22 protein-coding genes are annotated in these 25,038 nt (G+C 64.7%); 8 read left to right on the top strand and 14 right to left on the bottom strand.

The annotated features are described in order from the left end of the window. The first annotated feature begins 78 nt into the window (after window positions 1-78). Entirely contained in the window at window positions 79-1,020 is a 942-nt protein-coding gene (locus tag ACK4FZ_RS05520) for a LysR family transcriptional regulator (RefSeq protein ID WP_409818661.1), read from the top strand. A gap of 72 nt (window positions 1,021-1,092) precedes the next feature. Here ACK4FZ_RS05520 and ACK4FZ_RS05515 read toward each other — a convergent pair whose 3' ends face one another. Further along, window positions 1,093-1,872 carry a ferredoxin--NADP reductase gene (locus tag ACK4FZ_RS05515; RefSeq protein WP_409818660.1) on the bottom strand — a complete coding sequence of 260 codons (780 nt, stop codon included), beginning with the start codon at window positions 1,870-1,872 and terminating at the stop codon, window positions 1,093-1,095. A 242-nt stretch (window positions 1,873-2,114) separates the two neighbouring features. On the opposite strand from ACK4FZ_RS05515, the gene ACK4FZ_RS05510 reads away from it, so the two are divergent. The 3 genes from ACK4FZ_RS05510 (at window position 2,115) to ACK4FZ_RS05500 (ending at window position 5,072) form a co-directional block, all read left to right on the top strand. After that, entirely contained in the window at window positions 2,115-3,104 is a 990-nt protein-coding gene (locus ACK4FZ_RS05510; RefSeq protein WP_409818658.1) for an isocitrate/isopropylmalate dehydrogenase family protein, read from the top strand. Window positions 3,105-3,297: 193 nt separating this feature from the next. Further along, complete coding sequence (locus ACK4FZ_RS05505; RefSeq protein WP_409818657.1) at window positions 3,298-4,548, top strand: ATP-binding protein; 1,251 nt, start codon at window positions 3,298-3,300, stop codon at window positions 4,546-4,548. After that, window positions 4,545-5,072: a response regulator transcription factor gene (locus ACK4FZ_RS05500; protein ID WP_409818655.1), complete on the top strand. Its 528-nt coding sequence runs from the start codon at window positions 4,545-4,547 to the stop codon at window positions 5,070-5,072. The genes ACK4FZ_RS05505 and ACK4FZ_RS05500 overlap by 4 nt, the downstream gene beginning before the upstream one ends. Window positions 5,073-5,481: 409 nt before the next feature. On the opposite strand, the gene ACK4FZ_RS05495 is transcribed toward ACK4FZ_RS05500, so the two are convergent. The 8 genes from ACK4FZ_RS05495 to ACK4FZ_RS05460 form a co-directional block, all read right to left on the bottom strand. Next, the gene (locus ACK4FZ_RS05495) at window positions 5,482-6,669 is read right to left on the bottom strand and encodes a PAS domain-containing protein (RefSeq protein ID WP_409818654.1); all 1,188 of its coding nucleotides are present in this window, start codon (window positions 6,667-6,669) and stop codon (window positions 5,482-5,484) included. Between the two features lie 122 nt (window positions 6,670-6,791). Beyond that, entirely contained in the window at window positions 6,792-8,174 is a 1,383-nt protein-coding gene (locus tag ACK4FZ_RS05490; RefSeq protein WP_409818652.1) for an FAD-binding oxidoreductase, read from the bottom strand. Next, complete coding sequence (locus ACK4FZ_RS05485; RefSeq protein WP_409818650.1) at window positions 8,167-8,508, bottom strand: hypothetical protein; 342 nt, start codon at window positions 8,506-8,508, stop codon at window positions 8,167-8,169. Before ACK4FZ_RS05485 ends, ACK4FZ_RS05490 begins: the two co-directional genes overlap by 8 nt. Before the next feature lie 8 nt (window positions 8,509-8,516). Continuing rightward, window positions 8,517-9,140, bottom strand: a complete 624-nt coding sequence (locus ACK4FZ_RS05480; RefSeq protein WP_409818649.1) for a glutathione S-transferase family protein — start codon at window positions 9,138-9,140, stop codon at window positions 8,517-8,519. A gap of 80 nt (window positions 9,141-9,220) precedes the next feature. Beyond that, complete coding sequence (locus tag ACK4FZ_RS05475; protein WP_409818648.1) at window positions 9,221-9,868, bottom strand: exopolysaccharide biosynthesis protein; 648 nt, start codon at window positions 9,866-9,868, stop codon at window positions 9,221-9,223. A gap of 55 nt (window positions 9,869-9,923) precedes the next feature. Then, window positions 9,924-11,279 carry an aldehyde dehydrogenase family protein gene (locus ACK4FZ_RS05470; RefSeq protein ID WP_409818647.1) on the bottom strand — a complete coding sequence of 452 codons (1,356 nt, stop codon included), beginning with the start codon at window positions 11,277-11,279 and terminating at the stop codon, window positions 9,924-9,926. 121 nt (window positions 11,280-11,400) lie between these two features. After that, the gene (locus tag ACK4FZ_RS05465; protein ID WP_409818646.1) at window positions 11,401-12,576 is read right to left on the bottom strand and encodes an NAD(P)H-dependent flavin oxidoreductase; all 1,176 of its coding nucleotides are present in this window, start codon (window positions 12,574-12,576) and stop codon (window positions 11,401-11,403) included. A gap of 374 nt (window positions 12,577-12,950) precedes the next feature. Further along, window positions 12,951-13,625, bottom strand: coding sequence for a helix-turn-helix domain-containing protein (locus tag ACK4FZ_RS05460; protein ID WP_409818645.1), 675 nt, complete (start codon window positions 13,623-13,625; stop codon window positions 12,951-12,953). Between the two features lie 95 nt (window positions 13,626-13,720). On the opposite strand from ACK4FZ_RS05460, the gene ACK4FZ_RS05455 reads away from it, so the two are divergent. The 3 genes from ACK4FZ_RS05455 to ACK4FZ_RS05445 all read left to right on the top strand — a co-directional run bounded on the left by ACK4FZ_RS05455 (window position 13,721) and on the right by ACK4FZ_RS05445 (window position 16,509). Next, entirely contained in the window at window positions 13,721-13,990 is a 270-nt protein-coding gene (locus ACK4FZ_RS05455) for a hypothetical protein (RefSeq protein WP_409818644.1), read from the top strand. A 44-nt stretch (window positions 13,991-14,034) separates the two neighbouring features. Then, window positions 14,035-15,003, top strand: a complete 969-nt coding sequence (locus tag ACK4FZ_RS05450; protein ID WP_144373302.1) for a LysR family transcriptional regulator — start codon at window positions 14,035-14,037, stop codon at window positions 15,001-15,003. Between the two features lie 219 nt (window positions 15,004-15,222). Next, window positions 15,223-16,509: an NAD(P)/FAD-dependent oxidoreductase gene (locus ACK4FZ_RS05445; protein ID WP_409818643.1), complete on the top strand. Its 1,287-nt coding sequence runs from the start codon at window positions 15,223-15,225 to the stop codon at window positions 16,507-16,509. Window positions 16,510-16,602: 93 nt separating this feature from the next. Here the strand turns inward: ACK4FZ_RS05445 and ACK4FZ_RS05440 are convergent, their stop codons facing one another. The 5 genes from ACK4FZ_RS05440 to ACK4FZ_RS05420 form a co-directional block, all read right to left on the bottom strand. Next, window positions 16,603-17,127 (bottom strand): hypothetical protein, encoded by a 525-nt coding sequence (locus ACK4FZ_RS05440; RefSeq protein WP_409818642.1) that lies wholly within the window; start codon window positions 17,125-17,127, stop codon window positions 16,603-16,605. A 1-nt stretch (window position 17,128) separates the two neighbouring features. Next, complete coding sequence (locus ACK4FZ_RS05435; protein WP_409818641.1) at window positions 17,129-18,634, bottom strand: S8 family serine peptidase; 1,506 nt, start codon at window positions 18,632-18,634, stop codon at window positions 17,129-17,131. A 273-nt stretch (window positions 18,635-18,907) separates the two neighbouring features. Further along, on the bottom strand, window positions 18,908-19,420 hold the full coding sequence (locus tag ACK4FZ_RS05430; RefSeq protein WP_409818640.1) for a hypothetical protein: 513 nt from the start codon (window positions 19,418-19,420) through the stop codon (window positions 18,908-18,910). A 21-nt stretch (window positions 19,421-19,441) separates the two neighbouring features. Next, window positions 19,442-20,905, bottom strand: coding sequence for a S8 family serine peptidase (locus ACK4FZ_RS05425; protein ID WP_409818638.1), 1,464 nt, complete (start codon window positions 20,903-20,905; stop codon window positions 19,442-19,444). Window positions 20,906-21,151: 246 nt separating this feature from the next. Continuing rightward, window positions 21,152-21,532: a SirB2 family protein gene (locus ACK4FZ_RS05420; RefSeq protein ID WP_409818637.1), complete on the bottom strand. Its 381-nt coding sequence runs from the start codon at window positions 21,530-21,532 to the stop codon at window positions 21,152-21,154. 99 nt (window positions 21,533-21,631) lie between these two features. Between ACK4FZ_RS05420 and recC the strand changes: the two genes are divergently transcribed. After that, window positions 21,632-24,808: an exodeoxyribonuclease V subunit gamma gene (gene recC / locus ACK4FZ_RS05415; RefSeq protein WP_409818636.1), complete on the top strand. Its 3,177-nt coding sequence runs from the start codon at window positions 21,632-21,634 to the stop codon at window positions 24,806-24,808. Window positions 24,809-25,038: the final 230 nt, after the last annotated feature.

Here is a 25,038-nt window from a genome sequence, read left to right as displayed (position 1 = left end):
CTTGTCTTGGGTGTGGCCCAGTATGAAACTGCTCATGCAGGCTGATAATCGGCCATTCAGGCAAAGGATTTGTGCGCGATGAGAACAAATGAACTGCTGCCGCTGCTGCCGGACCTGGCCGTGCTGGTGGACGTGGTGGAGGCCGGCTCGTTCAGCGCGGCGGCACGGCTGCAGGGCAGCACGCCGTCGGCGGTCAGCCGGCAGATGGCGCGGCTGGAGGCGGCACTGGGGCTGACGCTGCTGGAGCGCAGCACACGCCGGCTACGGCTGACCAGTGGCGGGCAGGAAGTGGTACGCCACGCGCGCAGCATGCTGGACGCCGCCCGTGCCGCGTGCGACGGCGCCGCCCGGCACGCCAGTACCGTGGCAGGGCGGGTGAGGTTGGCCGCGCCGAAAGCCGCCTTGCGCCAGATCATTCATCCACAGCTACCGGCCTTGTTGCAGACTTATCCACAGTTGGCGCTGGAATTGCAGGTAAGCGACCAGCCGGCCGACCTGATCGCCGACGGCGTGGACATCGCGCTGCGGCTGGGCGACCCGCCCGCCGGCTACGTGGCGCGGCCGTTCATGGTGGTGCGTACCAAGCTGTACGCCGCACCGGCCTATCTTGCGCAGCACGGCACGCCGCAGCACCCGTCCGAGCTGGTGCGCCACAGCTGCCTGCACCTGGCCGAGCAGGCCGGCGACGACGAGTGGTGTGCGGTGCGCGACAACGAACGGGTAGTGGTGAACGTGCGCGGCCGCTACGCCAGCAACCACAGCGAGATGCGGCGCGAGGCCGCCGAGTGGGGCATGGGTATCGCCAGCCTGCCCGACTTTACCGCCCGCCAGGCGCTGGACGACGGCAGCTTGGTGGCGGTGCTGCCGGACTGGCAGCTGCTGGGCCGCTACCAGGGCACCAGCTGGCTGGTGTACCACGCCGATCGTTACCGTTCGGCGCGGGTGCGCGCAGTGGTGGATTTCCTGCTGGGCGTGGCCACGCGGCTGGGCTATGGCACGGCCAGCCTGCCGCCGGGCTGATAAGCCGGTAGCAGCACCAAGCAAAACACCCCGCCGTGGCGGGGTGTGGCAGGGTTGGCCGCAGACCGGCGCTTACTTCTCGACGAAGGCGCGCTCGATGGCGAAGTGGCCCGGTTCGCCCATGCGCGGCGATTCCTTGAAGCCCAGGTCTTCCAGAATGTGGCAGGTGTCTTCCAGCATGGCCGGGCTGCCGCACAGCAGGGCGCGGTCGGTTTCCGGGTTCAGCTGCGGAATGCCCAGGCGCTGTGCCAGTTCGCCGCTCTTGATCAGGTCGGTCAGACGGCCCTGGTTGGCGAACGGTTCGCGGGTAACGGTGGGGTAGTACACCAGCTTCTCGCTGATGATCTCGCCCAGGAACTCGTGTGCCGGCAGCTCTTTGGTGATGTAGTCGTGGTAGCCCAGTTCGCTGACCCAGCGTACGCCGTGGATCAGGAAGATCTTGTCGTACAGGTCGTAGACTTCCGGGTCCTTGATGATGGACATGAACGGGGCCAGGCCGGTACCGGTTGCCAGCAGGAACAGGTGCTTGGCGTTCGGCAGCAGGTTGTCCTGCACCAGGGTGCCGGTGGGCTTGCCGGAGATCACCACCTTGTCACCCGGTTGCAGGTGCTGCAGGCGCGAGGTCAGCGGGCCGTTCTGTACCTTGATGGAGTAGAACTCCAGGTGTTCTTCCCAGTTGGCGCTGGCCACCGAGTAAGCACGGATCAGCGGTTTGCCGTTCACTTCCAGACCGATCATCACGAACTGGCCGTTGATGAAACGCAGACCCGGGTCGCGGGTGCAGGTGAAGCTGAACAGGGTGTCGTTCCAGTGATGGACGGACAGGACGGTTTCGGTCGAAAGAGTAGCCATGTGGATTGTCTTTGGATACAGGCAAAAATCATCAAGTCGCCATTCTACCGCAGCTTGCAAATAACTGCTTGGACGGAAAGGTTCTGTCTTTATTGCGTTTTTTGATGTTGGTCAATTTATATAATGATATAAGTTCTCGATACGCAGTACGTACGCGGCTGTCAGGGTGTCGGACAGCCTGTAGTTGCACGCCTACACGCGGCGCGCTATGTTGCCCTGCAACAACAACACGGAGAGCAGTGATGAAACTGTGCGTGATCGCCGGTGACGGCATTGGCGCCGAGGTGGTGCCGCAGGCAGTACGGGTGCTGCAGCACCTGCTGCCCGCCTTGCAAACGGTCAGCGCCGACGCCGGCTGGGCCACCTTTCAGCAGCAGGGCACGGCGCTGCCGGACGCCACGCTGACGGCGGCACGTGCGTGCGGCGCGGTGCTGTTTGGCGCGGTCAGCTCGCCGGCGCGGGCGGTGGCCGGCTACCGCTCGCCCATTGTGCAGTTGCGGCGCTTGCTGGGCTGCCACGCCAACCTGCGGCCAACCCTCAGCTTGCCTGGCTGCGGCCTGCCGGGGGTGGATTTGTGGGTGGTACGCGAAAACACCGAAGACCTGTACGTGGGCGCGGAGCAAAGCGACGGCGACACCGCCACCGCCATCAAGCGCATTACCCGCGCTGCGTCGCTGCGGGTGGCCGAGAGCGCGTTTGCGCTGGCTGCCGCCGCCGGGCGCCGCCGCGTCACTATCGTGCACAAGGCCAATATCATGCCGCTGAGCGACGGCCTGTTCCGCGACTGTGCACGCGAGGTGGCGGTGCGTTACCCGCAGCTGCAGGTAGACGAAATGCTGGTGGATACCGCCGCGCTGAAACTGGCGCAGGCGCCGCAGGCGTTCGACGTGCTGCTGGCACCCAACCTGTACGGCGACATCCTGTCCGATCTGGCGGCGGCATTTGGCGGCGGCCTGGGTGTGGCGGCGTCGCTGAACCTGGGGCAGGGCGTGGCGATTGCCGAGCCGGTACACGGCAGCGCGCCCGACATTGCCGGCCAGGGCGTGGCCAACCCGGTGGCCAGCCTGCTGTCGCTGGCCATGCTGTTGCGCCACCATTGGCAGCAGCCGCAGGCGGCCCACCGGCTGGAACAGGCCGTCCAGCAGGTGCTGGCCGGTGGCGAGCGCACGCCGGACCTGGGGGGCAGCGCCGGCACAGCGCAGTTCTGCGATGCGGTGATCGCCGCCTTGTAGCCCCCCTGCGGCAAGGTGTCGCATTCCGCCGCCGCCGGCCATGCGCTACATTGCTGCTCAGCAGGGGGGCGCCCCTGCATGCGAACTAGAACAGTTGAGGCCACCCACTGCGAACGGGTGGCTTTCTTTTTTGTGGTCGCGACAAAATGCCGCAGCGCTGCGCCACTATCGATGGCGATGGTAAAGTGCCGCCATGATGCCTACCGTGTTTCCGGCCCTGTTTGCGGCCAACCTCGAACTGGTGCAGCAGCGCCTGCTGCAACTGCGCTGGGCCATGCTGCTGGCCGCGCTATTGCTGATCGTGCTGGGCCAGCTGGTTGGCCTGGTGCTGCCGCTGGTCTTGCTGGGGCAGGCGTGGCTGACGCTGGCGTTGCTGAATCTGCTGACGCCATGGCTGGCGCGGCGCGGCTTGCCGCCGCGCGAGCTGATTTCCATCGGCCTGCTGGCCGATATCGCGGTGCTGACCGAAATGCTGGCGCTGACCGGCGGTGCGGCCAACCCGCTGGCCTCGCTGTATTTGCCGCCGGTGCTGTTTGGCGCCTTGCTGCTGCCGCCGGCGCGGGCCTGGGGGCTGGCCATCGTCAGCCTGATGGCCTACGGCCTGCTGTTTGTCTGGCACCTGCCGTGGCCGCTGGCCGGTGACGATGCCGCCTACGCCTTCCAGCTACACCTGGTGGGGATGTGGATCACCTTTGCGGTGTCGGTGACGCTGCTGACCGGCTTTGTGTCCTACCTCGCCTGGCAACTGGCGCAGCGCGAAGCGGCGCTGGCCGCCGCGCGCGAGGCGCAGCTGCGCGACGAGCAGCTGGTGGCGCTGGGGGTGCAGGCGGCAGGGGCGGCGCACACGTTGTCCACCCCGCTCAATACGCTGACCCTGCTGTGCGAAGACATGCAGGCCAGCTACGCCACGCCACCCGAGCTGGTGCAGGACCTGCAGCTGATGCACGGCCAGCTGGCGGTGTGCCGCGAAGCGCTGGCGCGGCTGAAAGCCGGGGCCGAAAGCCGGCCGGCGCCGCAGCCCTTGTGCGAGGCGCTGGACGAGCGGCTGCAGGGCTGGCATTCCAGCCGCCCGGACGTGAAGCTGCTGCGCCATGGTTTACACCACGGTGGCCCGGCGGTGGCGTTCGACCCGCGCTTCTGGCCGGCCTTTTTCAACCTGCTGAACAACGCGGCCGAAGCCGGCGGCGGCGAAGTGGAGCTGAGCGTGGCCAGCGACGATGGCTGGCTGACGCTGCAGATCCGCAACCGGCGCGGCAGCCTCAGCCCCGCGCAGCTGGCGCGTGCCGGCCTGGCGCCGCTGGACAGCAGCAAACCGGCCGGCCTGGGCCTGGGGGTGATGCTGTCGCACGTGACGCTGTCGCACCTGGGCGGCGAACTGAACCTGGATAACGACCCGCAGGGCGGCGTCTGCGCCACCTTGCGTTTGCCACTGGAAACCCCATGAACGACTTGCTGATCATCGACGACGACGTCGCCTTTGCCACGGTGCTGGCGCGCAGCCTGACGCGACGCGGCTACACCGTGCGCCATGCGGCCAACCCCGAGGCGGCGCTGGTCGAAGTTGCGGCAGCGGTGCCGCCGCACATCATCCTCGACCTCAACCTGGCCGGCGAAAGCGGCCTGCGCCTGCTACCGCTGCTGCTGGAAAAGGCCCCGGCGGCGCGGATTCTGGTCTTGACCGGCTACGCCAGCATCGCCACCGCCGTGGAGGCGGTGAAGCTGGGCGCGGTCAACTACCTGGCCAAACCGGCCGGTGTCGACGACATCCTGAACGCATTGGGTCAGGTGGCGGCCAACCCCGAGCAGGACGTCACCGCGCAGCCGATGTCGCTCAAGCGCGTCAGCTGGGAGCACCTGCAGCGCGTGCTGGCCGAGCACGACGGCAATGTGTCGGCCACCGCCCGGGCGCTGAACATGCACCGTCGCACGCTGCAGCGCATGCTGGCCAAGCGGCCGGTGAAGAACTGAGACAGCCACCGGCCCGGCAGGCTGCTGGCGTGGAGAACACAAGGGCTGCTTGCCATGCAAGCAGCCCTTGTGCTGTTTGACGGATTGCCACTTGCTTGTAATGCAGCAAGGGTCAATGTTGATGGCATTAAAGCAATTTGCTTGGCCTGCTCGCGGACAAAATCACCACGTTCAAGCGGAACTTATTGCCAAGGCCCTGATAAAACAATGGACAATCTAGAGTAATTGCCTTAAATTGTGCAGCGCACTCAAGCCGAAAGGTTTTTGTGGTGTTAGCCCCTCGAAGCATCGTGTCGGCCCTGCCGGCGAGATGTTTCTTCCTCGTGTTGGCCCCTGCGGAGTTTCCCAGGGGATTTTTTTTGTCTGCCGTTTTCTTGCAGTGTCTCCCCCGCCTTCACTCGCGTTATTGCTACGCCTCGCCAGCCTCCTGATCATTGACTGCTGTCTTGTTCGCAGCCTGTAGTGCAGTGATGGTCGCCAGCACGTGTGGCTTGCCGCCTACCTGCAATGGCGACAGGCCGATTTCGCAGGGGAACAGGCTGCCGTCGCGGCGCCGGGCTTGCAGTACTTGGCTACTGACGATGTCGCGGCTTACCGGTGCCTGCATGTAGTGCTGTACGTTTGCACGGTGGTTGTCGCGCACGCTATCGGGCAGCAAAGCCTCAAAGTGCTGACCTAGCAAGGTGGCACGCGGGTAGCCGAACAAGCTTTCCATGCGCTGGTTCACCAGCCGGATGACGCCGTGACTGTCTATCATCAGCAAGCCATCGGGTATGGCTTCCACTACCTGGCGCAACAAGGTCTCGTTCTGCCGCAGCGCGTCTTCGCTGTGTTTACGGGCGCTGATATCGATAGCCGAGGCGATCAGGTGGGTAATCTGTCCGTGCTCGTCGCGTAGTGGTGCCAGCATGAAGTCGATTGGCAGCCGGCTGTCGCCGGCCATGCGGACCACCACGTCGAAGCGTGACACTTCACCGCAGGCGGCTTGCAGCACGGCGTGCTCCAGCCGGGCTTGGACGTGCGGCGCGTAGTTCCACCAGTAGCAATCCCAGAATTTCAGGCCACACACGTCTTCCATGCGGATGCCGGCGGCGTCCAGCGGCGCACGGTTGGCACTTTGCAGCGTACCGTCGGGGCTGAGTACGCCAACAAAGGTAAACAGGTTATCCAGTACGCGGCGGACATGGGCTTCGGTTTCGCGTTGCAGACGTTCGGCTTCGTGTCGCACGGTCACGTCTTCCACCATGGCAATAATGCCGTCAGGCTGACCGTTGCGACCCGGCAGCGGGTGATAGCTGGCTTCCCAATGCCGTAACTGGCCAGAACCCGGGGGCACCTCGGCGCAGGCGGCAAAGCGGGTACGCGCTTGGTTACTGGCGAGTACCGCGTGCATGATGGCCTCCAGGCCAGGGCCGGCGTCGGGCAGTATGTCGCGCGGGCGGCGGCCGATGTGTGCTGCCACCGGCAGCCCGTTGGAGGCAGCCAGCATGGCATTGATGTGAAGGTAACGGCACTCGCTATCGAGTACCGCAATGCCGATCGGGGCCGTCTCCAGCAGGCTGGCAATCAGCAGCTGTGGGTCAGGTTCGGTGGCCATGCGCTTACCTGTCAGTGATGTGTCTACTCCTCAGGATAGCTATTTGTCCTGAAAGCGCAACGCTATTTCAATGGTTAATTATCAGAAGTATGCATCCAAACAATGCTTTATGGCAGACAATGCTAGAGCCAGCGCCCCGGGTTCATCAGGCCTTGCGGGTCGAGTTGCTGCTTGATGCCGCGCATGATGGCGAGGGCTACCGGGTCCTTGTAGCGCTGTAACCAGTGCGCCTTCAGCTGGCCGACGCCGTGTTCGGCGGCCAAGGTGCCGCGGTAGCGGTAGACGTGCTCGTAGACGATGGCGTTCACCGCGTCTTCGTCGGCAAACAGCTCGGCGTTACCGGGGCGGGTATAGCTGATGTTGTAGTGCAGGTTGCCGTCGCCAGCGTGGCCGAAGGCGACGATGCGCACGCCGGGGAAGGCCGCCTCCAGCGCCGCACCGCAGCTGGCCAGAAAAGCCGGGATGGCGGAGCTGGGTACGCCGATATCGTGCTTGATGCTGGGGCCTTCGCGCTTTTGCATGTCGGAGATGTCTTCGCGCAGCTGCCACAGGCTGGCGCGTTCGGCCTCGCTTTGCGCCAGTACGCCATCGCGGAAGTCTTGCTGACCCAGCCACTGTTCGAAGCTGGCTTGCAGCGCGGCCGGCTCGCCGCCATCGGACAGCTCCACCAGCAGCGCCCATGGCGCAAAGAACGGCATGCAGCCGGGCTTGTGGCGCTCGGAGATGCGCTGGCAGGGTTCGGAGATCATCTCGAAGGTGGTAAGGCGGTCGCCAAAGCGTGCCTGCAGCGCGTTCAGCGTGGCAATGGCGGCCTCGGCGCTGTCTACCGCCAGCAGCGCGGTGCTGTAGGCGGTAGGTAGCGCAAACAGTTTCAGCGTGGCGCCGGTAATCAGCCCCAGCTGGCCTTCTGCGCCGATGAACAGCTGCTTCACGTCCAGCCCGGTGGTGTCCTTGCGCAGCGCGGACAGCGCGTCCAGCAGCGTGCCGTCCGGCAGTACCACTTCCAGCCCCAGCGTTAGCTCGCGCATGGTGCCGTAGCGCAGCACCGCCAGGCCGCCGGCGTTGGTGGACAGGTTGCCGCCGATCTGGCAGCTGCCCTCGCTGGCCAACGACAGCGGAAACAGCCGCCCCACGCCGGCAGCCGCTTGCTGTACCTGGGCCAGCGTGCAGCCGGCGTCCACGGTGATCGACAGGTTGGCCGCATCGATATGGCGCACGCGCTGCATGCGGCGCAGGCCGATGATCAGCTGGCGGCCGCTGCCATCCGGCGTGGCGGCGCCGCAGGTAGAGGTGTTGCCGCCTTGCGGCACGATGGCGATGCCTTCGGCCGCGCACAGGCGTACCAAGGCCGAGACCTCATCGCGGCTGGCCGGCAGCGCCATCGCCAGTGGCCGGCCGGTATAGCGGCCGCGCATGTCGGTGACCGCCGGGGCCAGGTCGTGCGGGTCGGTCAGCAGGTTGGCCGCACCCACGATGGCGGCCAGGCGGGCGTGCAGATCAGTCATCTTCGGTTTCCGGTTCGGGGTAGGCCTCGACATAGGCATCGCAGCCGTGGCCAATGGCCAGGTAGCGGCGCGCCAGGCGCAGGAACAGCGGCTGGGCCATCGGCGGCAGCCAGCGCAGGTAGCGGCGCGGCGCTAGCAGCAGGCCGCAGCCGTAGTGGCTATCGGCGGTTTGCCATTGCAGCGCCGGGCACGGGCCGTGGCGATGCGCCAGCAGCAGCCGTGACAGCGGGCAGGGCGCGGCGGCACAGCATACGCCACAGCCGTTGCACGGCGCCCCCGGCGCCGGCTTGGCCGGGGCCTCGCGCTGAAGCCAGATGCGCTGCGGCGGCGCCACGGCAGGGTTTACTCGTGGAAGTCCGGCGCCATCAGCGTGGCGATCGGCTCCCAGCCCGGTTGCGCGGCAATGCGCGCCAGCCAGGCGGCGACATGCGGCCAGGCGTCCAGCGTCAGGCCGGCGTCTTCGATCAGCCACAGGTAGCCGCTGCAGGACAGGTCGGCGATGGTCAGGCCGCTGGGCAGCAGGTAGTCCTGCTTGGCCAGATGGGCGTCCAGCACGTCCAGGTCGCGGCGGGTACGGGCTTCCATCCACGCTTCGGCGCCCGGGTCCAGCGGCGAAAACAGGCGCGAGTAGCGCAGGTTGGGCAGCGAAAACCCGATGCGGTTGGCTTCCCAGCTCAGCCACTCGCGAATGCCCTGGCGCTCGCCGGGCTGGCCGGCCAGCACGCCTTCGCTTTCGGCCAGCCATTGCAGGATGGCGTTGGATTGCACCATCGGCACGCCGTCCACCACCAGGGCCGGAACTTCGTCCCAGCGGCTGGCGGCGCGGAATTCAGGTTCGCGCTCTTCGCGCGGCAAGTGCAGCGACACGTGGCGGTATTCGTGCGACACATCGCCCAGTACCAGGGCCAGGCGGACTTTATAGCTGTGGCCGGACAGACGGTTACCGAACAGGGTGATAGTGCTCATGAGGGGTCCTGTGCCAGAGGCGGATGCGTAAAAGCACGATCATACGCCCAAGGCCTCGGCTTGGCAGCTTTGCCACGCCCTTACAGCCAGCCGGCGGGCAGCCACTGCGCCAACCACAGTACGATCTCGGCCCCCGCCCACCACAGCAGGCCCACGTACAGCCAGGCCAGCACCGTGGTGACGTAGCCGGCTAGCAGCAGGCCGCCGTCGCGCACGCGCAGGCCCCAGGCCAGCAGCGCGATGGCGGCGGCAGGCACCACGTTATCGAACGACACCAGCGGCATCGGTGTCATCATCGATGCGCCGGCCAGCGCCAGCATGCTGCCGTTCAGCCAGCGCCAGCGCGGGCCGCTCAGGGCCAACAGACGGGGCTGGCTGATGCGGCCCAGCACGCCGGCCAGGCGGTGCAGGATGCGGTGTAGCGGACCGTGCAGTGCATCCGGTACCTGGCGGCGGCCCAGCCAGCCTGGTAGGGGGAGCGGTTTGGCTAGCGCCACTGACAGCGCCACCAGCAGGCAGAAGGCACCGACGGTGGTGGCCATGCCCGGAATGGCCACCGGCAGCAGCAAGGGTGCGGCCAACAGGCCCAGCCAGGTCAGCTGCTGGCGCGGGTGGCGGCCGATGACGTCCGCCAGCGTGCCGTGCTGCAATTGCTGCGCGGCCAGCGCGATGCGCAGCCAACTGCTGCGTGGCGAATTTTTAAGAGAGCGGGGGCGGGAAGACAGCATGGTGGCGGCAAGGTGAGGGCAACAGTGCGGTGCGACCACACGCTTGCGCGCCGGTTCATTTCTGCCAGTAGGTTTTGACGTTGACGAACTCGTACAGGCCGAACTCGGACAGCTCGCGGCCGTAGCCGGAAGCCTTCACGCCGCCAAACGGCAGCCGCAGGTCGGAGCTGGTGTAACGGTTGATGAACACGGCGCCGGCTTCGATGTCGCGGCCCAGCTGCCAGGCGCGTTCCACATCGGCACTGAAAATGCTGGCGCCCAGGCCGAACGGCGTGTCGTTGGCCAGCCGCAGCGCGTCGGCCTCGTCGCGGGCGCGCAGGATGGTGGCCACCGGGCCGAACACTTCTTCCTGGTAGACGCGGCAAGCCGGCGTGACGTGGTCCAGCACCGTGGCCGGGTAGAAGAAGCCGGCACCGTGCGGCATCACGCCGCCGGCCAGCAGGCTGGCACCGTGGCTGACCGCGTCCAGCACCTGGGCGTGCAGCGCCTCGCGCAAATCGGCGCGTGCCAGCGGTGCCAGCGTGGTGTGGTCGTCCGCCGGGTGGCCGGGGCGCAGCGCGGCCACGTGTTGCAGAAAGCGCGCCACGAAGGCGTCGGCAATTTCGGGTACCACGATCATGCGCTTGGCGGCGTTGCAGCTCTGGCCGGCGTCGCGGTAGCGCGAGTGGGCGGCTTCTTGCGCCGCGGCGTCGATGTCGGCGTCGGCCAGCACGATGAACGGGTTGCTGCCGCCCAGCTCCAGCACGGTTTTCTTCAGGTGGCGGCCAGCCATGGCCGCTACCTGGCGGCCGGCGCTGGTGGAGCCGGTAAATGCCACCGCGTCGCAGCCCTTGATGGCGTCTTCGGCCAGGTCGTGGTTGATCCAGGCCACGTCCAGTACGTCCAGCCCGGCTTCGCGCACGATATCCAGCAGCAGCGCCGTGCATTGCGGCACCGACGGCGCCGGTTTCACCAGACAGCCGTTGCCGGCCATCAGCGCCGGCACGGCAAAGCGCAGCACCTGCCACACCGGGTAGTTCCACGGCATGATGGCCAGCACCAGGCCCAGCGGCTCGAAGGCCACGCCGCTACGGCTGGCCTGGGTGGGAATGTCTTTGGGCGCCAGCAGCGCCGGCGCCAGCTCGGCGTAGTAGCGGATCAGCTGTGCCGACTTGTCGATCTCGGCCAGACATTCGCGCTCCAGCTTGCCCACTTCCAGCGATACCAGCGCGGCCAGCGCGTGGCGATGGGCGCTGAGAATGTCGGCCAGCCGCAGCAGGCGCGCCGCACGGGTGGCGGTATCGAGGTGGGCCCAGCGGTGTTGGGCGTGGCGCAGGCTGGCCAACTGGCGGGTCAGCTGTTCGCTGCTGCTGACAGGGCGGGTGAACACGACTTCGCCGGAGGCGGGGTTACAGCTGGTAAACGCGGTCATGGCAGGGCGTAGTAAGAGGGTTACATGACGGGTAGTACCGCACTGTAACAAATGCGGCCAACCCTGACCACGCTGCAGCAGCAGGGGCAAGGTTGGCCGCAGGGTGCGCAGCGCTTGCCGTTCAGGCCGGCTGCAAGTCCAGCGGTTTTTCGCCGGTGAGGAAGTAGTGGATGGTTTCGCTGGCGCTGCGGATGGCGTCGCCAAACGGCAGCGGGTCGGCGCCGCGGAAGAACAGCCCCTTGCTGACTTCGCCACGGAAGGCGGCCGCCAGTTTGAGGTCGATGCAGAACTGGCCCACCTTGGCCAGGCCATCACGCAGGCCGCACACGGTCAGGCAGTTCAGCGCCTGCGTGCAGCGTGCCGGGTCGGCCTTGGCGTTGGCCTGCAGCTTGTCCTCGCGCTTGAGGTAGCTTTTCAGGAACGGCGTCAGTACGCCGCGCGCCGGCAGACCGGCTACCGACATGAATTCGGCAATGTCGTCGCGGCTGGCACCGGCCAGTGTGCGCTTGAAGTTGATGTGGGCGTCGCCGTCGCTGGTGACGGCAAACGCGGTGCCGATCTGCACGCCGCTGGCGCCGTAGCCGTTGAGGTAGGTTTGTACTTTTTCGTGGCTATTGACGCCGCCAGCCACGATCAGCGGAATGCGCTCGCGCTCCAAACCTAGCCCTTTGAACAGCTCGAAGGTTTCTTCCAGCACGCGGGCAAAGTCGAACTTGGCATCGCCGACGTCGCCAATACGGGCGGCACCCAGGTGGCCACCGGCGTGGTTGGGGTGCTCGATGACGATAGCGTCCGGCAGACGGCCCTTTTTCATCCAGCGCTTCAGCACAATGCCGATGCCGCGCGACTCGGACAAGATAGGGATCAGCGCCACGTCGGGGTGGTTGGCGGTCATTTCCGGCAGGTCCAGCGGCAGGCCGGCGCCCATCACCACGGCGTGGGCACCCGACTCGCACGCCTGGCGTACCAGCGCGGCGTGGTTGTCCACGGCTTTCATCACGTTGACGGCCACCATGCCGTGGCCTTCGGCACGCGTCAGGGCACCTTTGATTTCGCGGTCCAGCGCGATCAGGTTCAGGCGGTTGATGCCGTCCTGCCCCTGCTGGTTGGCCGCATCGGCCATCAGGTCGTCGTGCAGGTGGCGCAGGTCCACGCTGGCCACGGTACCGACGCCACCGGCGCGGGCCACGGCACCGGCCAGCTGCTTGGCAGAAATGCCGACGCCCATGCCCCCCTGCACGATGGGCAGGAGTTCACGGCCACGGATGACAAGCGGAGAAAAGAGGGAGCGGGACATGCGTGCTTTCGGGGTGGTTAGAGCAGGAGCACGATTCTGACCAGCGCAAAAAAGCCGTGCGTTGACGAACGTCAAGCACGGCCGGATAGGGCAATGTTCTGTCTAGGGACTGTTAACGCTATTTTTGCGGCAGCGGCGCTTGTCAGGCGGTGGCAATGCGCGAAAAACCGGGCGCGGCAGGGCCATCCCTGCCAGCACGGTTTGACAAAGCAGTGCCCCGCATGGCGTGCGCCCTGACGGGCAGGCCCGATAAGCTTCCCACTGCGGCGTTGTCAGGTTTGCGCTGGGCACCACACAGCGCGTCGCCCTCTGCCTGGCATTGGAAAACTTCTCAGGCCTGCGCCGCAGCAAGAAATAGTGTTAACTGGCCCTAATCAGGCCGCCAGGCCTTTCTGGATGCCCAGCACGATGGCGTGGGTGCGGTTGTTGGCTTCCAGTTTGCGGATGATGTTGGCCGCGTGAAATTTCACCGTGCGCTCGCTGATATCGAGGATGGTGGCGATTTCCCAGTTGGTTTTGCCGCGCATCATCCAGTGAAAAATGTCTTTTTCGCGATGGGACAGCGGATTTACCCCGCTTGGGGCTGGCACCAGGCGTTGCAGTGTGGCGTGCAGGTGTGGCAGCAGGCTGCCCAGCATGCGTAGCGTAGCAGCCGCTTCTGCATCGTACGGCTGTACGTACAGCAAGGTGGCAAAGCCATCGCGTTGCAGTGCAAAGCAGGCGGTTGCCGGGCTGGTGTGGGTCAACCAGAAACATGTTGTTGATTGACCGATGTCGTCCGGCAGCCGTTGCCAGTCGTGGCTGTGGCAGGCTGCAGGCAGGCCATAGTTGCGCGGTACGGCCTGCCAGCCTTGCGGTGTCGCCTGGCCATGAGTAATCCATAAGGCAGCTACAGCTGCTTCCCTGCCCAGCATCGGCAGGAACGTGTGCATTTCCTTGTCGTCTGCCATCGAGGGCAGGCCGTGGATCCATTCCAGCAACTGGCTGAGTTGAGCGTGTGTCAGACCCGCGGAGATTGAGCCACAAGCAAAAGGAATACCTTTCGACATGCTGTTCTCCCTGTATGTTTTTGGTATTGAACCAATATCTTAACCAAGGGTCCCATCCAGCCCAAGCTTTATTGTGTTTGCCATGAGTAAAGCTCATGGTAGCTATCTGTCTGTTTATTGCAAGCACGTCAGATATTGCTATGCGGACTACGAGTCATGTTGCAAATACGCATCATCCTGCAAGTTGTCTGAGCACCACGTTACCCACTACCAAACCGCAGGAGTCGCTGTTGGGCGTGGCAGTGACAGGTACTGATTTGACAGGAAAGTGGAAAATATCTTTAAGTGATTCTGATTTTGGCCTATTATTTGTCAGTGAAATTGTCAATTTTGGTGAGCTTTACCGCCGCGCTATTTTCAAATAGCGTATCAGCAGCCCCTTTCATTATGTCATTTGCGAGATAGCCCGATGGATACATTAAAAGCGCTAATGGTCTTCATGACCACTGCCGAGAACGGCAGTTTTTCCGACGCCGCTCGCAAGCTGGGCGTCTCGCCAGCCGCTGTCAGTCAGAGCATTGCCCGTCTGGAGCAGGAACTGGAAGTACGCTTGTTCAACCGCACTACCCGCCAGCTGACGCTGACCGAAGACGGCCGCCGCTTCTACGCGCAGTGCCGCGGCCCGGTCAACAACCTGGACTCGGCCATCAATCAGCTGAAGGCCAGTCGTGACGAGCCTGCCGGCCATCTGCGCATCAGTTTGCCTAATGCTTTCGGTCGACGCTTCATCCTGCCGCTGATGGAAGAATTCTGCCAGCGTTATCCAAAGATCCGAGTGTTCTTTGGTATGGACGATCATTTCAGCGACCTGATCGAAGACGGTTACGACGTCGGCGTGCGCGTCGGCATGATGCCGGACAGCCGCATGGTGGCGCGTCACCTGGCGCACATTCCGCAGTACGTGGTGGCGTCGCCGGCCTACTGGGCCGAACACGGCAAGCCGCGTAGCCCGGAAGAACTGTCGGCGCACGACTGTATCAACTTCCAGTTCCCCACCTCCGGCCGGCTGTACAAGTGGGAATTCGAACGTAACGGCGAGCGCATTCCGCTGGAAGTGACCGGTACCTACACCGTCAATGACGTGGATTCGGTAGTGGAAATGGCCCGCCTGGGCCTGGGCGTGGCGCAATTGCCGGGCCACGAAGTGCTGGCCGACGTTCGCGCCGGCCGCCTGCAGGCAGTGCTGACCGACTACGTGTCGATGGAGCGTTCCATCTACATCTGCTTCCCGCACCGTGACCACATTGCCCCGCGTACCCGCGTGTTCGTGGACTTCGCCGTCGAGAAGCTGCTGGATCACCCGGATATCATTGCCGACCTGCCGGGGGTGGACCTGTCCGCCAAGCGCGAGGCGCTGCGCATGCACCTCACCATGTAAACCTGCTTGGCCCGGCACAGCCGGCAAGCCCAACGTTGGCCGCAAGACTGGCCTGGGGCTTGCCGGCTTTTTTCTTGTGGTGCGCCGGCATCACGCCGGCGATGGCATTTGCGTCATTGGCGTTTAACATATTAGACAAATGGCAAAGGCTTGCGCATAATCAGCCCATAAACCGGCGTCACCTGCACGCCAGTGTTTAAAAAATGGATGACATACATCATGAGCCAGCGCATCGAACACACCCATTCCTATTACGCCCATTCTGCCAACCCCAGCCCGGCACGCCCGGCACTGGCGGGCAGTGTGCGCGCAGACGTCTGCGTCATCGGCGCCGGCTACACCGGCATCTCTACCGCCCTGCACCTGGCTGAAGCCGGTTTCAGCGTGGTGGTGCTGGAAAGCGCCCGCGTTGGCTGGGGCGCGTCCGGTCGCAATGGCGGCCAGATCGTTAACAGCTACAGCCGCGATATGGACGTGATCGAGGCGCGCCACGGCAAGGAGGCGGCCAAACGCCTGGGCGCCATGGCCTTCGAGGGCGGCAAGATCATCCGCGAGCGCATCGCCAAGTACAACATCCAGTGCGACCTGAAAGATGGCAACGTGTTTGCTGCCTTTACCCACAAGCAGCTGGACGAGCTGGACGCCAAGCGCCGGCTGTGGGAAAGCTTCGGCCATACCGGCATCGAGATGGTGGACAAGGCCGGCATGGGCCGCATCGTGCAGTCCGAGCAGTACGTCGGCGCGCTGCTGGACCACTGGGGTGGCCACATCCACCCGCTGAACCTGGCGCTGGGCGAAGCGGCCGCGATCGAATCGCTGGGCGGCCGCATTTACGAACAATCGGCAGTGACCGAGGTGGTACGCGGCGAGCCGGCGGTGGTGAAAACCGCGCAAGGCCAGGTGACGGCCAACTTCGTGGTGGTGGCTGGTAACGCCTACCTGGGTAACCTCATTCCGGTACTGGCCGAGAAGACCCTGCCGTGCGGCACCCAGGTAATTACTACCGAGCCGCTGCCAGCCGACCTGGCGCGCAGCCTGCTGCCGGGCGACAACTGCGTGGAAGATTGCAACTTCCTGCTGGACTACTACCGCCTCACCGGCGACAACCGTCTGCTGTACGGTGGCGGTACTGTGTACGGTGCGCGCGACCCGGGCCAGATCGAAAGCCTGATCCGCCCCAAAATGCTGAAGACTTTCCCGCAACTGAAAGACGTGAAGATCGAATTCGGCTGGACCGGTAACTTCTCGCTAACGCTGACCCGCCTGCCGCAGGCTGGCCGCATTGGCAACAACATTTACTATTCGCAAGGCTGCAGCGGCCACGGCGTCACCTACACCCACCTGGCCGGCCGCATCATGGCCGAAGCCATCCGTGGCCAGAGTGAGCGCTTTGATGCCTTTGCCAGCCTGCCGCACTACCCGTTCCCGGGCGGGCGCCTGTTCCGGGTGCCTATGCTGACGCTGGGTGCCTGGTGGTACGGCATGCGTGACCGTTTGGGTGTGTAAGGCAGGACGTGCTTTTCTCCCATGGCCCCGACATGGTCGGGGCGGATTGTTGTCCATCCTGGGCTGGCCTTGTGCCAGCCGTTTTTTTGTAGCTTAACGTTTGGCGCGCGGGCTGGCCCAGTTGGGGGTGGCTGTTTGTATGCCGGGTAGCTGTTGCAGCTGTGTACTTAGCTCAAGTGCGGCAGTACCCGCGGCTGATGACAGCAGCCAGTAACCCCGTACCGCCGTTGCTTGCAGGCTATGTCCATGTTGTCTGACCCAGTTTTGCAGTGCGGCTTCATCCTGTGTACGCACGACGACGCCACCGACTGGTACCAGCCACGGGCCATTTTTGCCTCGGCGCAGTACTGGCAACATGGCTGGCTGGGCTGCTGCCAGTTCGCGCCGCTGCGCGGTGTCGGTACGATAAAGGCGTAATGCATGTGAGTTAGCGACTAGTGGCAGCGGCAGCTGACGGTTGTCCAGGCTGGCGCGGGTATTGCCATCCACTATCGCCGTGATGGTTTTGCCGTCTTCTTTCCAGCTGAACACGCTGTCAGCAGCCAGTACCATGCCGGATGACAGCAGACCTTGCAGCATCAGCAGCAGCCAGCTGCGGCGCAGTGCAGGCAATATCATGTCAGACTCCTCTCAGGATCAGCTGGGTATTGCTCAGGCGGTCACTGCCGTGCATGCCACTGATCAGCAGCGACCAAGTGCCGGTCGGGTTTTCACCCATGTGGCGAACACTCTGGAAACGCCAACCGCTGTAAGTCACATTACACGCTGTGGCGATGTGGTAGCCAAGCACGTTGCGGCTAAAGCAGTTATGCGGCGTGGCCAGCACACTGCTACGCGACAAGGGGCTGGTAAGGGTAATGGCGGTATTACCGACGTTGCTGGTGGAGGTCAGTACCAGCTCGGCAGTTTCCAGCTGTGTAATGTCGCAGCTGCCGGTATTCACGTTGGCCTGCAGCTCGCCGTTACTGTCGGGCGCCAGCTGCGCGCTGCCGGCAACGATGTCCAGTGTGCAGGTTTTCATTGTTGGCAAGAGCGTATGGCTCTGCGCCATGCTGACTGCGGCCTGTGCGTCGACCAGCCCAAAACCGGTTTTATGGCTGTAACTGCCATGCCCCAGTGCGGCGGTGTCGCTTTCCGGGCTATTGCTGACCGCTTTGGCGGTACTGGCCAGAATCCAGCGCACGTCACGCCAGCTCAGCTGAGGGTTGGCCGCCAGCATCAGTGCTACTACGCCGGCGGCAATGGGCGTGGCACCGGAGGTACCGCCAAAGTCCGGGCGATAATTGGCATAGGCCCAAGCTTGGCCCAGGTAGGCATAGCCCTGGTAACTGCCGCTCAGCGCTGTGGTATAGAGACCGGGCAGGGTGAGGCTGTAGCTATTGGACGGGGCGGATACCAGAATATTGGCGCCTGGCTCGCTGTATTCGGATGGCGTGCCGTCAGCCCTGACGGCACCGATATTGAGCACGAACGGGTGATTATTGTAGGCATCGTAGACCGAGCGCTGCCCGGTCTGCAGCATCGAATAATCCGGTTGTTGCCGTACAGCGCCATTACCGGCAGCAAACAGATAGACAATACCACGACCGCTTCGCCCGCTATTGGCGCCCTGGTCAATGGCGGCGCGTGCGAGCGGGCCGTTGTAACTCAGCTCGTTATCATCGTCACTGCTGCCCCAGCTGTTATTGCTGATGGCCACCACATTTTCTGCGTGCAGCAGGGCAGAGGCTTCCATACTGTCTGACGATGGGGCTGTCAGCAGGTTGGCCGCCAGCAGGCTGGAACGCGGTGCCACGCCACGGCCGCCAGTGCTGTTGCGTGCTGCGGCGATCAAGCCTGCTACAGCGGTACCGTGATCATCGCTGGCATCAACCGGGCTGGGGTCATTGGCCGCCCGACCATTGCTGGCCAGGTTCAGTGACTGGCCGGCCAGTACCCGGTCGGCCAGGTCTTCGTGAACCAGTTCCAGACCATCGTCGATGACGGCAACGGTAATACCCTGGCCTTCATTGCCTTGCTGCCACACGGTCTCGACGTTGATATCGATGCCTGGTAGCGCACTTTCCTGCCCCGTGTTTTTGAGGTGCCATTGTCGGCCATAAAGGGGGTCAAGCCCTGATGACACCGGTGGCACAACCGTATTGCTGCCGGGCGTTGCCAGATTACTGGTGCCGCCCCCACCCCCGCCCCCACCACCGCAGGCACTCAGTACACAACAAAGAAGCAGGGCAGTGCAGACAGCGTGATTCATGGCGAGCAAACCTGTTTGCATAAACAGGCAGGATTGTACCTGATGCAGCAGGCTTTGCCATGGCATGCCTGCCTGACTACGCGGAGGTGAGAGCAAGAAACCGCATCCCCGCGCGTGCCTAGGTTGCCGTTACTGTGAGGGCGTGCTTTAGCGTTTGCCGCGCGCCGTAGCCCAGTTAGGGCTGGCCGTCTCGATACCAGGCAGTTGCTGCACCCGGTTGCTGACTTGCAAGGCTGCTTGCCCAGGCGCCGTTTCCAGTATCCAGTAGCCAGCTACCGGGCTGTTTTTCAGCGCTACACCCTGTTGTGAAGCCCATTGCTTTAATGCAGCTTCATCCTGTGTGCGCACAATCACGCCTCCAGCGGGCAACATCCATGGGCCACGGTTATCTTTGCCTTGGCGCAGTACCGGCAGCAGCGCGGGCTGACTATCGGCAATTTGCCGGCTACGAATCGTGTCCGTGCGGTAGAAACGTACGTTGCGATCCTGGCCATGCAATGCTAGGTGGTTTACCTTGTCCTTACCCATGGCAGCTCGGGTATCCGGGTCGACAACAGCGATGCGTGTTTTACCCGCCTCCTTCCATGTAAACACTTCTGCTGTGGCCCAGGTGTGGGAGGCAGTAGCCAGCAGCAGTAAAATCAGTAGGCTTTTTTTCATGATGTCGGCTTTCTGTTTAGGTTAATGGCCACGTAAAACCAACTGGCTGCCAAGTAGCCGATTGCCGGCTTGCAGGCCGCTGATGCGGAGTTGCCAGTTACCGGCAGGGCTTTCTCCCATATGGCGTACGGAGTGGAAGGTCCAGTCGTCATAGCGGTTGCCGCAGCTGGTCGGACGGTAGATGCGATCTGTAAAAGAGCGGGTGTAGCAACTATGCGGGGTGGCCAGCGTACTAACCCGTCCTAGCGGGCTCGTCAGGGCGATGTCGAGGGGGGCTGCGTCGGTGTCGCTGCTGAGCTGTATCGACAAATCAGCGCTTTCGAGTCGGCTGATGTTGCAGTTAGCTGCGCCTTGGCTAAGGTTGATTGCACCGCCCGCAGGACTGACTGCACTGCTTATTAGGTTGATGGTGCAGCTTTGCATGGCCGGCAGCAGGCTGTGCGTTTTGGCCATGGCAACGGCCGCACTGGCATCAACTAGGCCAAAGCCTGTTCTATGGCTGTAGCTGCCGTGCCCGACTGCGGCAGTACCGTTCTCTGTGCTGTCGTTCACCCTGCGCGCGGTCTGGGCCAGAATCCAGCGTACATCGCGCCAGCCAAGAGAAGGATTGGCGCTCAGCATTAAGGCAACCACGCCTGCTGCGACGGGTGTGGCACCAGACGTACCACCGAAGTCGTTTTTGTAATTAGCGAACAGCCAAGGCTGGCCCATATAGGTAGTGCCGGCGTAGCTGCCGGTGATGGCTGTGGTGTACAGCCACGGCAAGTTGATATCGAAGGTATCGGATGGTGCGCTGACAAGTACATTGGCGCCGGGTTCGCTGTACTCTGATGGCGTGCCATCGGCACGTACGGCAGCGATATTGAGGGCGTAGGCCGTGTTGTTGAAGCCATCGTAGCTGGAGCGCTGTGCGGTAGCCAGCAGGCTGCCGTCAGGCTGTCTGAGTTGGTAACCGTTACCGGCAGCAAACAGAAACACAATGCCCTTGCCCGCACGCTCCGTCAGTGCTCCCTGTTGCACTGCGGCTCTGAACAATGGTCCTGCCGGCCCAAGTTCATTATCGCCATCCGTATTGCCCCAGCTATTGTTGCTGACGGCAACAATGCTTTTGCCGTGTAGTAGCGCTGTAGCGTCGTTAATGTCAGACGTTGCCGCGACTAGGACATTGACCCCTAGCAGTTTGGATTGTGGTGCAACGCCGCGCCCCCCAACCGTATTGCGGGCTGCAGCAATCAGGCCGGCCACGGCGGTGCCGTGGTCGTCGTAGTCGCTGGTGGGGCTGGGGTTGTTGGCCGCAAGACCGTTAGCCGCCATGTTCAATGACTGCCCGGTTAACACATTGGCAGCAAGGTCTTCATGGCCGATCTCCAGGCCATCGTCCACGACGGCTACGGTCACGCCGGCCCCTTCGTTGCCGGCTTGCCAAACCGGCTCGACATTGATGTCGATACCCGGTGTGCCACCTTCCTGTCCGGTATTCTTCAAGTGCCATTGCCGGCTATAGAGCGGGTCGCTACTGCCGGACGGCGTTACCAGCTGGCTGGCACCCCCACCGCCGCCGCCACCGCAGGCGCTGAGCAAAACCGTGCCAAGCAAGGCAATCGAGAGTGTTGTCTTCATATTCAGTCGCTCTGGTCTACTTATCACTCGAGCATTCTATGACATTCAGGATTGGGGTGTGGCGGGCTGCGCTGGCGGCGACGGCTTTACATGGATGACTGCACTATTTTGTTAAATGAAAGGCCACACCAGCTTGGTCTTGGCCACTGCAATCATGTAGAGCGGCATCGCCAGCGCTGCCAGCAGCACCACGGCGCGCCACGGCGAGCCGTGGAGCCGTTTCAGGCCGATGCTGGCCAGCGCGATGTACGCCAGCAGGGCAACCAGCTTGGCCGCCAGCCACGGCTGGTTGTGCGGCGACAGCCCGGCCATCACCGCCAGCGTGATGGCGGCGGCCAGCAGCGCGGTGTCGATCAGGTGCGGGGTGATGCGCAGTGCACGGGTGTGCAGCGCGGCCGGGCGCAGGTAGGACAGCGCGGCGCGCACGGCAAACAGGCTGACCGACAGGTAGGCCAGGCCGGCGTGGGCGTGTTTCAAAGTCTGGTAATCCATCTTGTGTTTCCGGGGTAAAGGTTGGCCGCCATGATAGCGGTTTGAACGGGCAGCGGAATGCTACACTGCCGGCATCGATGCCTTCGCCATAGCTGTGCCATGCCGCTGAACCTGTATCAATCCAACCGCCTGGAAGCCCTGGGCATCCTGTACAGCCACCTCACAGACAGCCCGCTGGACGATCCGTTCGCGCCCGAGCGCATCATCGTGCAAAGCCGGGGCATGGGGCGCTGGCTCACGCTTAGCCTGGCGCGCCAGCGCGGGCTGGCGGCCAACCTCGATTACGTACTGCCGGCCGGTTTTGCCTGGCGGCTGATGAAAACCGTGCTGCCCGAGCTGCCGCCCAAGTCGGCATTTGCGCCGGAGGTGCTGGCCTGGCGGCTGGTAGACGTGCTGCCCACGCTGTCAGGCGAGCCGTTCACCCCGCTGCAGCGCTATCTGGAAGGCGGCCCGCTGGCCTGTTTCGAGCTGGCCGGCAAAGTGGCCGACATCTACGACCAATACTTGGTGTTCCGCCCGGACTGGATTCGCGCCTGGGAAGCCGGCCGCCTGCTGGGGCTGGGTGACGACGAAGCGTGGCAGGCCGCGCTGTGGCAGCAGTTGGCCGCCGACGTGCCCGGCCGCCACCGCGTGATGATGCTGGACGACTTCTTTGCCGGCCTGCGCCGCGAGCACCTGCCGCAGCGAGTGTCGGTATTCGGCATTGCCACGCTGGCGCCGATGTACCTGGCCTTGTTGCAACGCATGGCGCAACTTACCGAGGTCAACGTGTTCCTGCTCAACCCCAGTGAGGCCTACTGGGGCGACCTGCGCGCCCGCGCGCCGCAGGGCGACCTGTTCGGCGACGCCGCTGCGGCCAGCGGCCACCCGCTGCTGGCGTCGCTGGGCCAGCAAGGGCGCGACTTTTTCGACGAGATTGCCGGCGGTGTCGGCGAGCCGGTGTCCGCCTTCATGGCGCCCGACAGCGACAGCCTGCTGGCGCGGCTGCAGCACGACATCCTCACCCTGACGCCGCCGTCGCAGCAGCCGGCACCGTACCAGCCCGGTGACGCCTCCATCGTCTGCCACATCGCGCACAGCCCGATGCGCGAGCTGGAAATCCTGAAGGACCAGCTGCTGGCGATGCTGGCCGCCGACCCGTCGCTGACGCCGGCCGACATCGCCGTGCTCACCCCCGACATCAACGCCTACGCGCCGTATATCGACGCCGTGTTCGGCTACCGCGACGACGCGCCGTCCATCCCGTACAGCATTGCCGACCGCCGCCTGGCGCGCGAAGTGCCGCTGCTGGCTACCTTCGGCAAGGTGCTGCAGCTGGTGGACGGTCGCTTCGAAGCCAGTGAGGTGCTGGCGCTGCTCGATTGCGCCCCGTTGCTGGCGCGCTTCGGCCTGGGCGACGACGACGTCAGCCTGCTCACCGCCTGGGTGCGCCGCGCCGGCATCCGCTGGGGCCGCGACGCCGCGCACAAGGCAGCGCTGGGGCTGCCGGCCGACGCCACCCACACCTGGCGCTGGGGGCTGGACCGCCTGCTGCTGGGCACCATGCTGCCGGCCAGCCTGGCCGGTGACGGTGCGCCGCTGTTTGCCGGCCTGCTGCCGGACAGCGCCGCCCAGGGGCAATTGGCCGACAAGCTGGCCAGCCTGGCCGCGCTGTACGACACGCTGGCAGGGTTGGCCGCCAGCTGGGCGCAGCCGGCCAGCGTGGCCGACTGGGCCGAGCGCCTGCGGTTGGCGGCGCAAGCGCTGTTCAGCGTGGCAGAAGACGACGAAGCCGCGCTGCAGCAGCTGTACGCCATCGCCGACGCGCTGGCCGCCGACGCCGCGCTGGCGCAGTTCCACCGCCCGGTGCCGCTCACCGTCATCCGCGACGCGGTGCTGCGCCAGCTGGAAATGTCGTCCAGCGGCGGCTTCCTCACCGGCGGCCTCACCTTCTGCGCCATGGTGCCGATGCGCTCCATCCCGTTCCGCGTGCTGTGCCTGGTGGGCATGAACGACGGCGCCTACCCGCGCGACGAGCGCCCGGTCAGCTTCGACCTGGTGGCGCGCCACCCGCGCCGTGGCGACCGCTCGCGCCGTTTCGACGACCGCTACCTGTTCCTGGAAGCCATCCTGTCGGCGCGCGACACCCTGTACCTGAGCTGGGTTGGCCGCAGCGTGCGCAGCGACGAACCGCTGCCGCCGTCGCCGCTGGTGGCCGAGCTGCTGGATACGCTAGGCCAGATGTGCGGCGAAGACGTCGCCCCGGCGCTAACCACCCGCCACCCGCTGCAGCCGTTCAGCCGCCATTACTACGACGGCACGCTGCCCAGTTACGAACCGCTGTGGGCGGCCGCGCTGGCGGCGCCCGCCGGCGACGCGCCGCCGTTTGCCACCGCCTTGCCGTACGCCACGCCGCCGGTGGTACTGCTGGCCGACTTCCTGCGCTTCTGGCGCAACCCGGTGCGCGCCTGGCTGGCCGACCGCCTGGGCCTGAAGCTGGCGCGCCACGCCGACGAGCTGCCGGTACGCGAGCCGTTTGCCATCGACCGCGACAGCCGCAGCACGCTGCGCGACACGCTGGTGGGTGCCATGCTGGCCGGCCAGCCGCTGCGCCATGCCGAAGCGCGGCTGGCAGGGCAGGGCTTGCTGCCCGACGCTGCGCTGGGCGAGGCCTGGCTGGGGCTGGAGCGCGCCGCCAGCGCCCGCTTTGCCGCCCGCCTGCCGGACGCGCTGCTGGCCGACACCCTGCCGCCGCAGCCGGTACGGCTGCAACTGGGCGAGGTGATGCTTAGCGGCGAGCTGGCCGGCTTGCGGCCGGAAGGCCTGCTACGGGTAGTGCCGCGCAAGGCCAACGCGCCGGAGCTGATCACCTTGTGGCTGGAGCACCTGGTACGCTTGGCCGCCGGCCTGCCCGGCGTGGCGCCGGACAGCGTGCTGTACGCCGACGACGGCGTGCATCGCTTTGGCGCCTTCGACGCCGACGGCGTGGCGTTGGCCGCCGGCGAGCTGCTGCAGGCGTGGCTGGCGCGTTACCTGCAAGGCCAAAGCCAGCCGCTGCCGTTCTTTGCCCGCACCTCGCTGGCCTACGCCCGCGCCGACAGCGGCAAGGAAATGGGCGCCGCGCAAAACGAATGGGCGCCCGACTTCACCGGCCTCGGCCGCAGCCCGCAGCGCGACGACGCGGCCAACCTGCTGGCCTTCCGCCATCAGGAGCCGTTGTCCGACCCGCTGTTCGTGCAGCTGGCCGAAACCCTGCTGCGGCCGCTGGTGGGCGCGTTGCAGCAGGTGAAGCATTGACGGTTTTTAGCCATGAACCCCACGAAAAGCACGAAAAAAAGCCAGCCTATGGGTGTTTTGGGGCCGTTTTTCGTTTTTGTTCTTGGTTTTGTGGCGGAAGAATGCTTGGTCACGAGCCCTGCGAAAAGTACGAAAGCAGCCAGTGAAAAGCTTGCTATCAGGCAGTTTTTTCGTGTTGGTTCGCGGTTTTCGTGGCAAAAGAATGCTTAGCCACGAACGCCATGAAAAGC

The sequence above is a fragment of the Vogesella sp. genome (assembly GCF_046297735.1).
Classification (GTDB): domain Bacteria; phylum Pseudomonadota; class Gammaproteobacteria; order Burkholderiales; family Chromobacteriaceae; genus Vogesella; species Vogesella urethralis.
The sequence above is the reverse complement of the archived record's forward strand: the minus strand, read 5'-3'. Positions and strand labels throughout refer to the sequence as shown.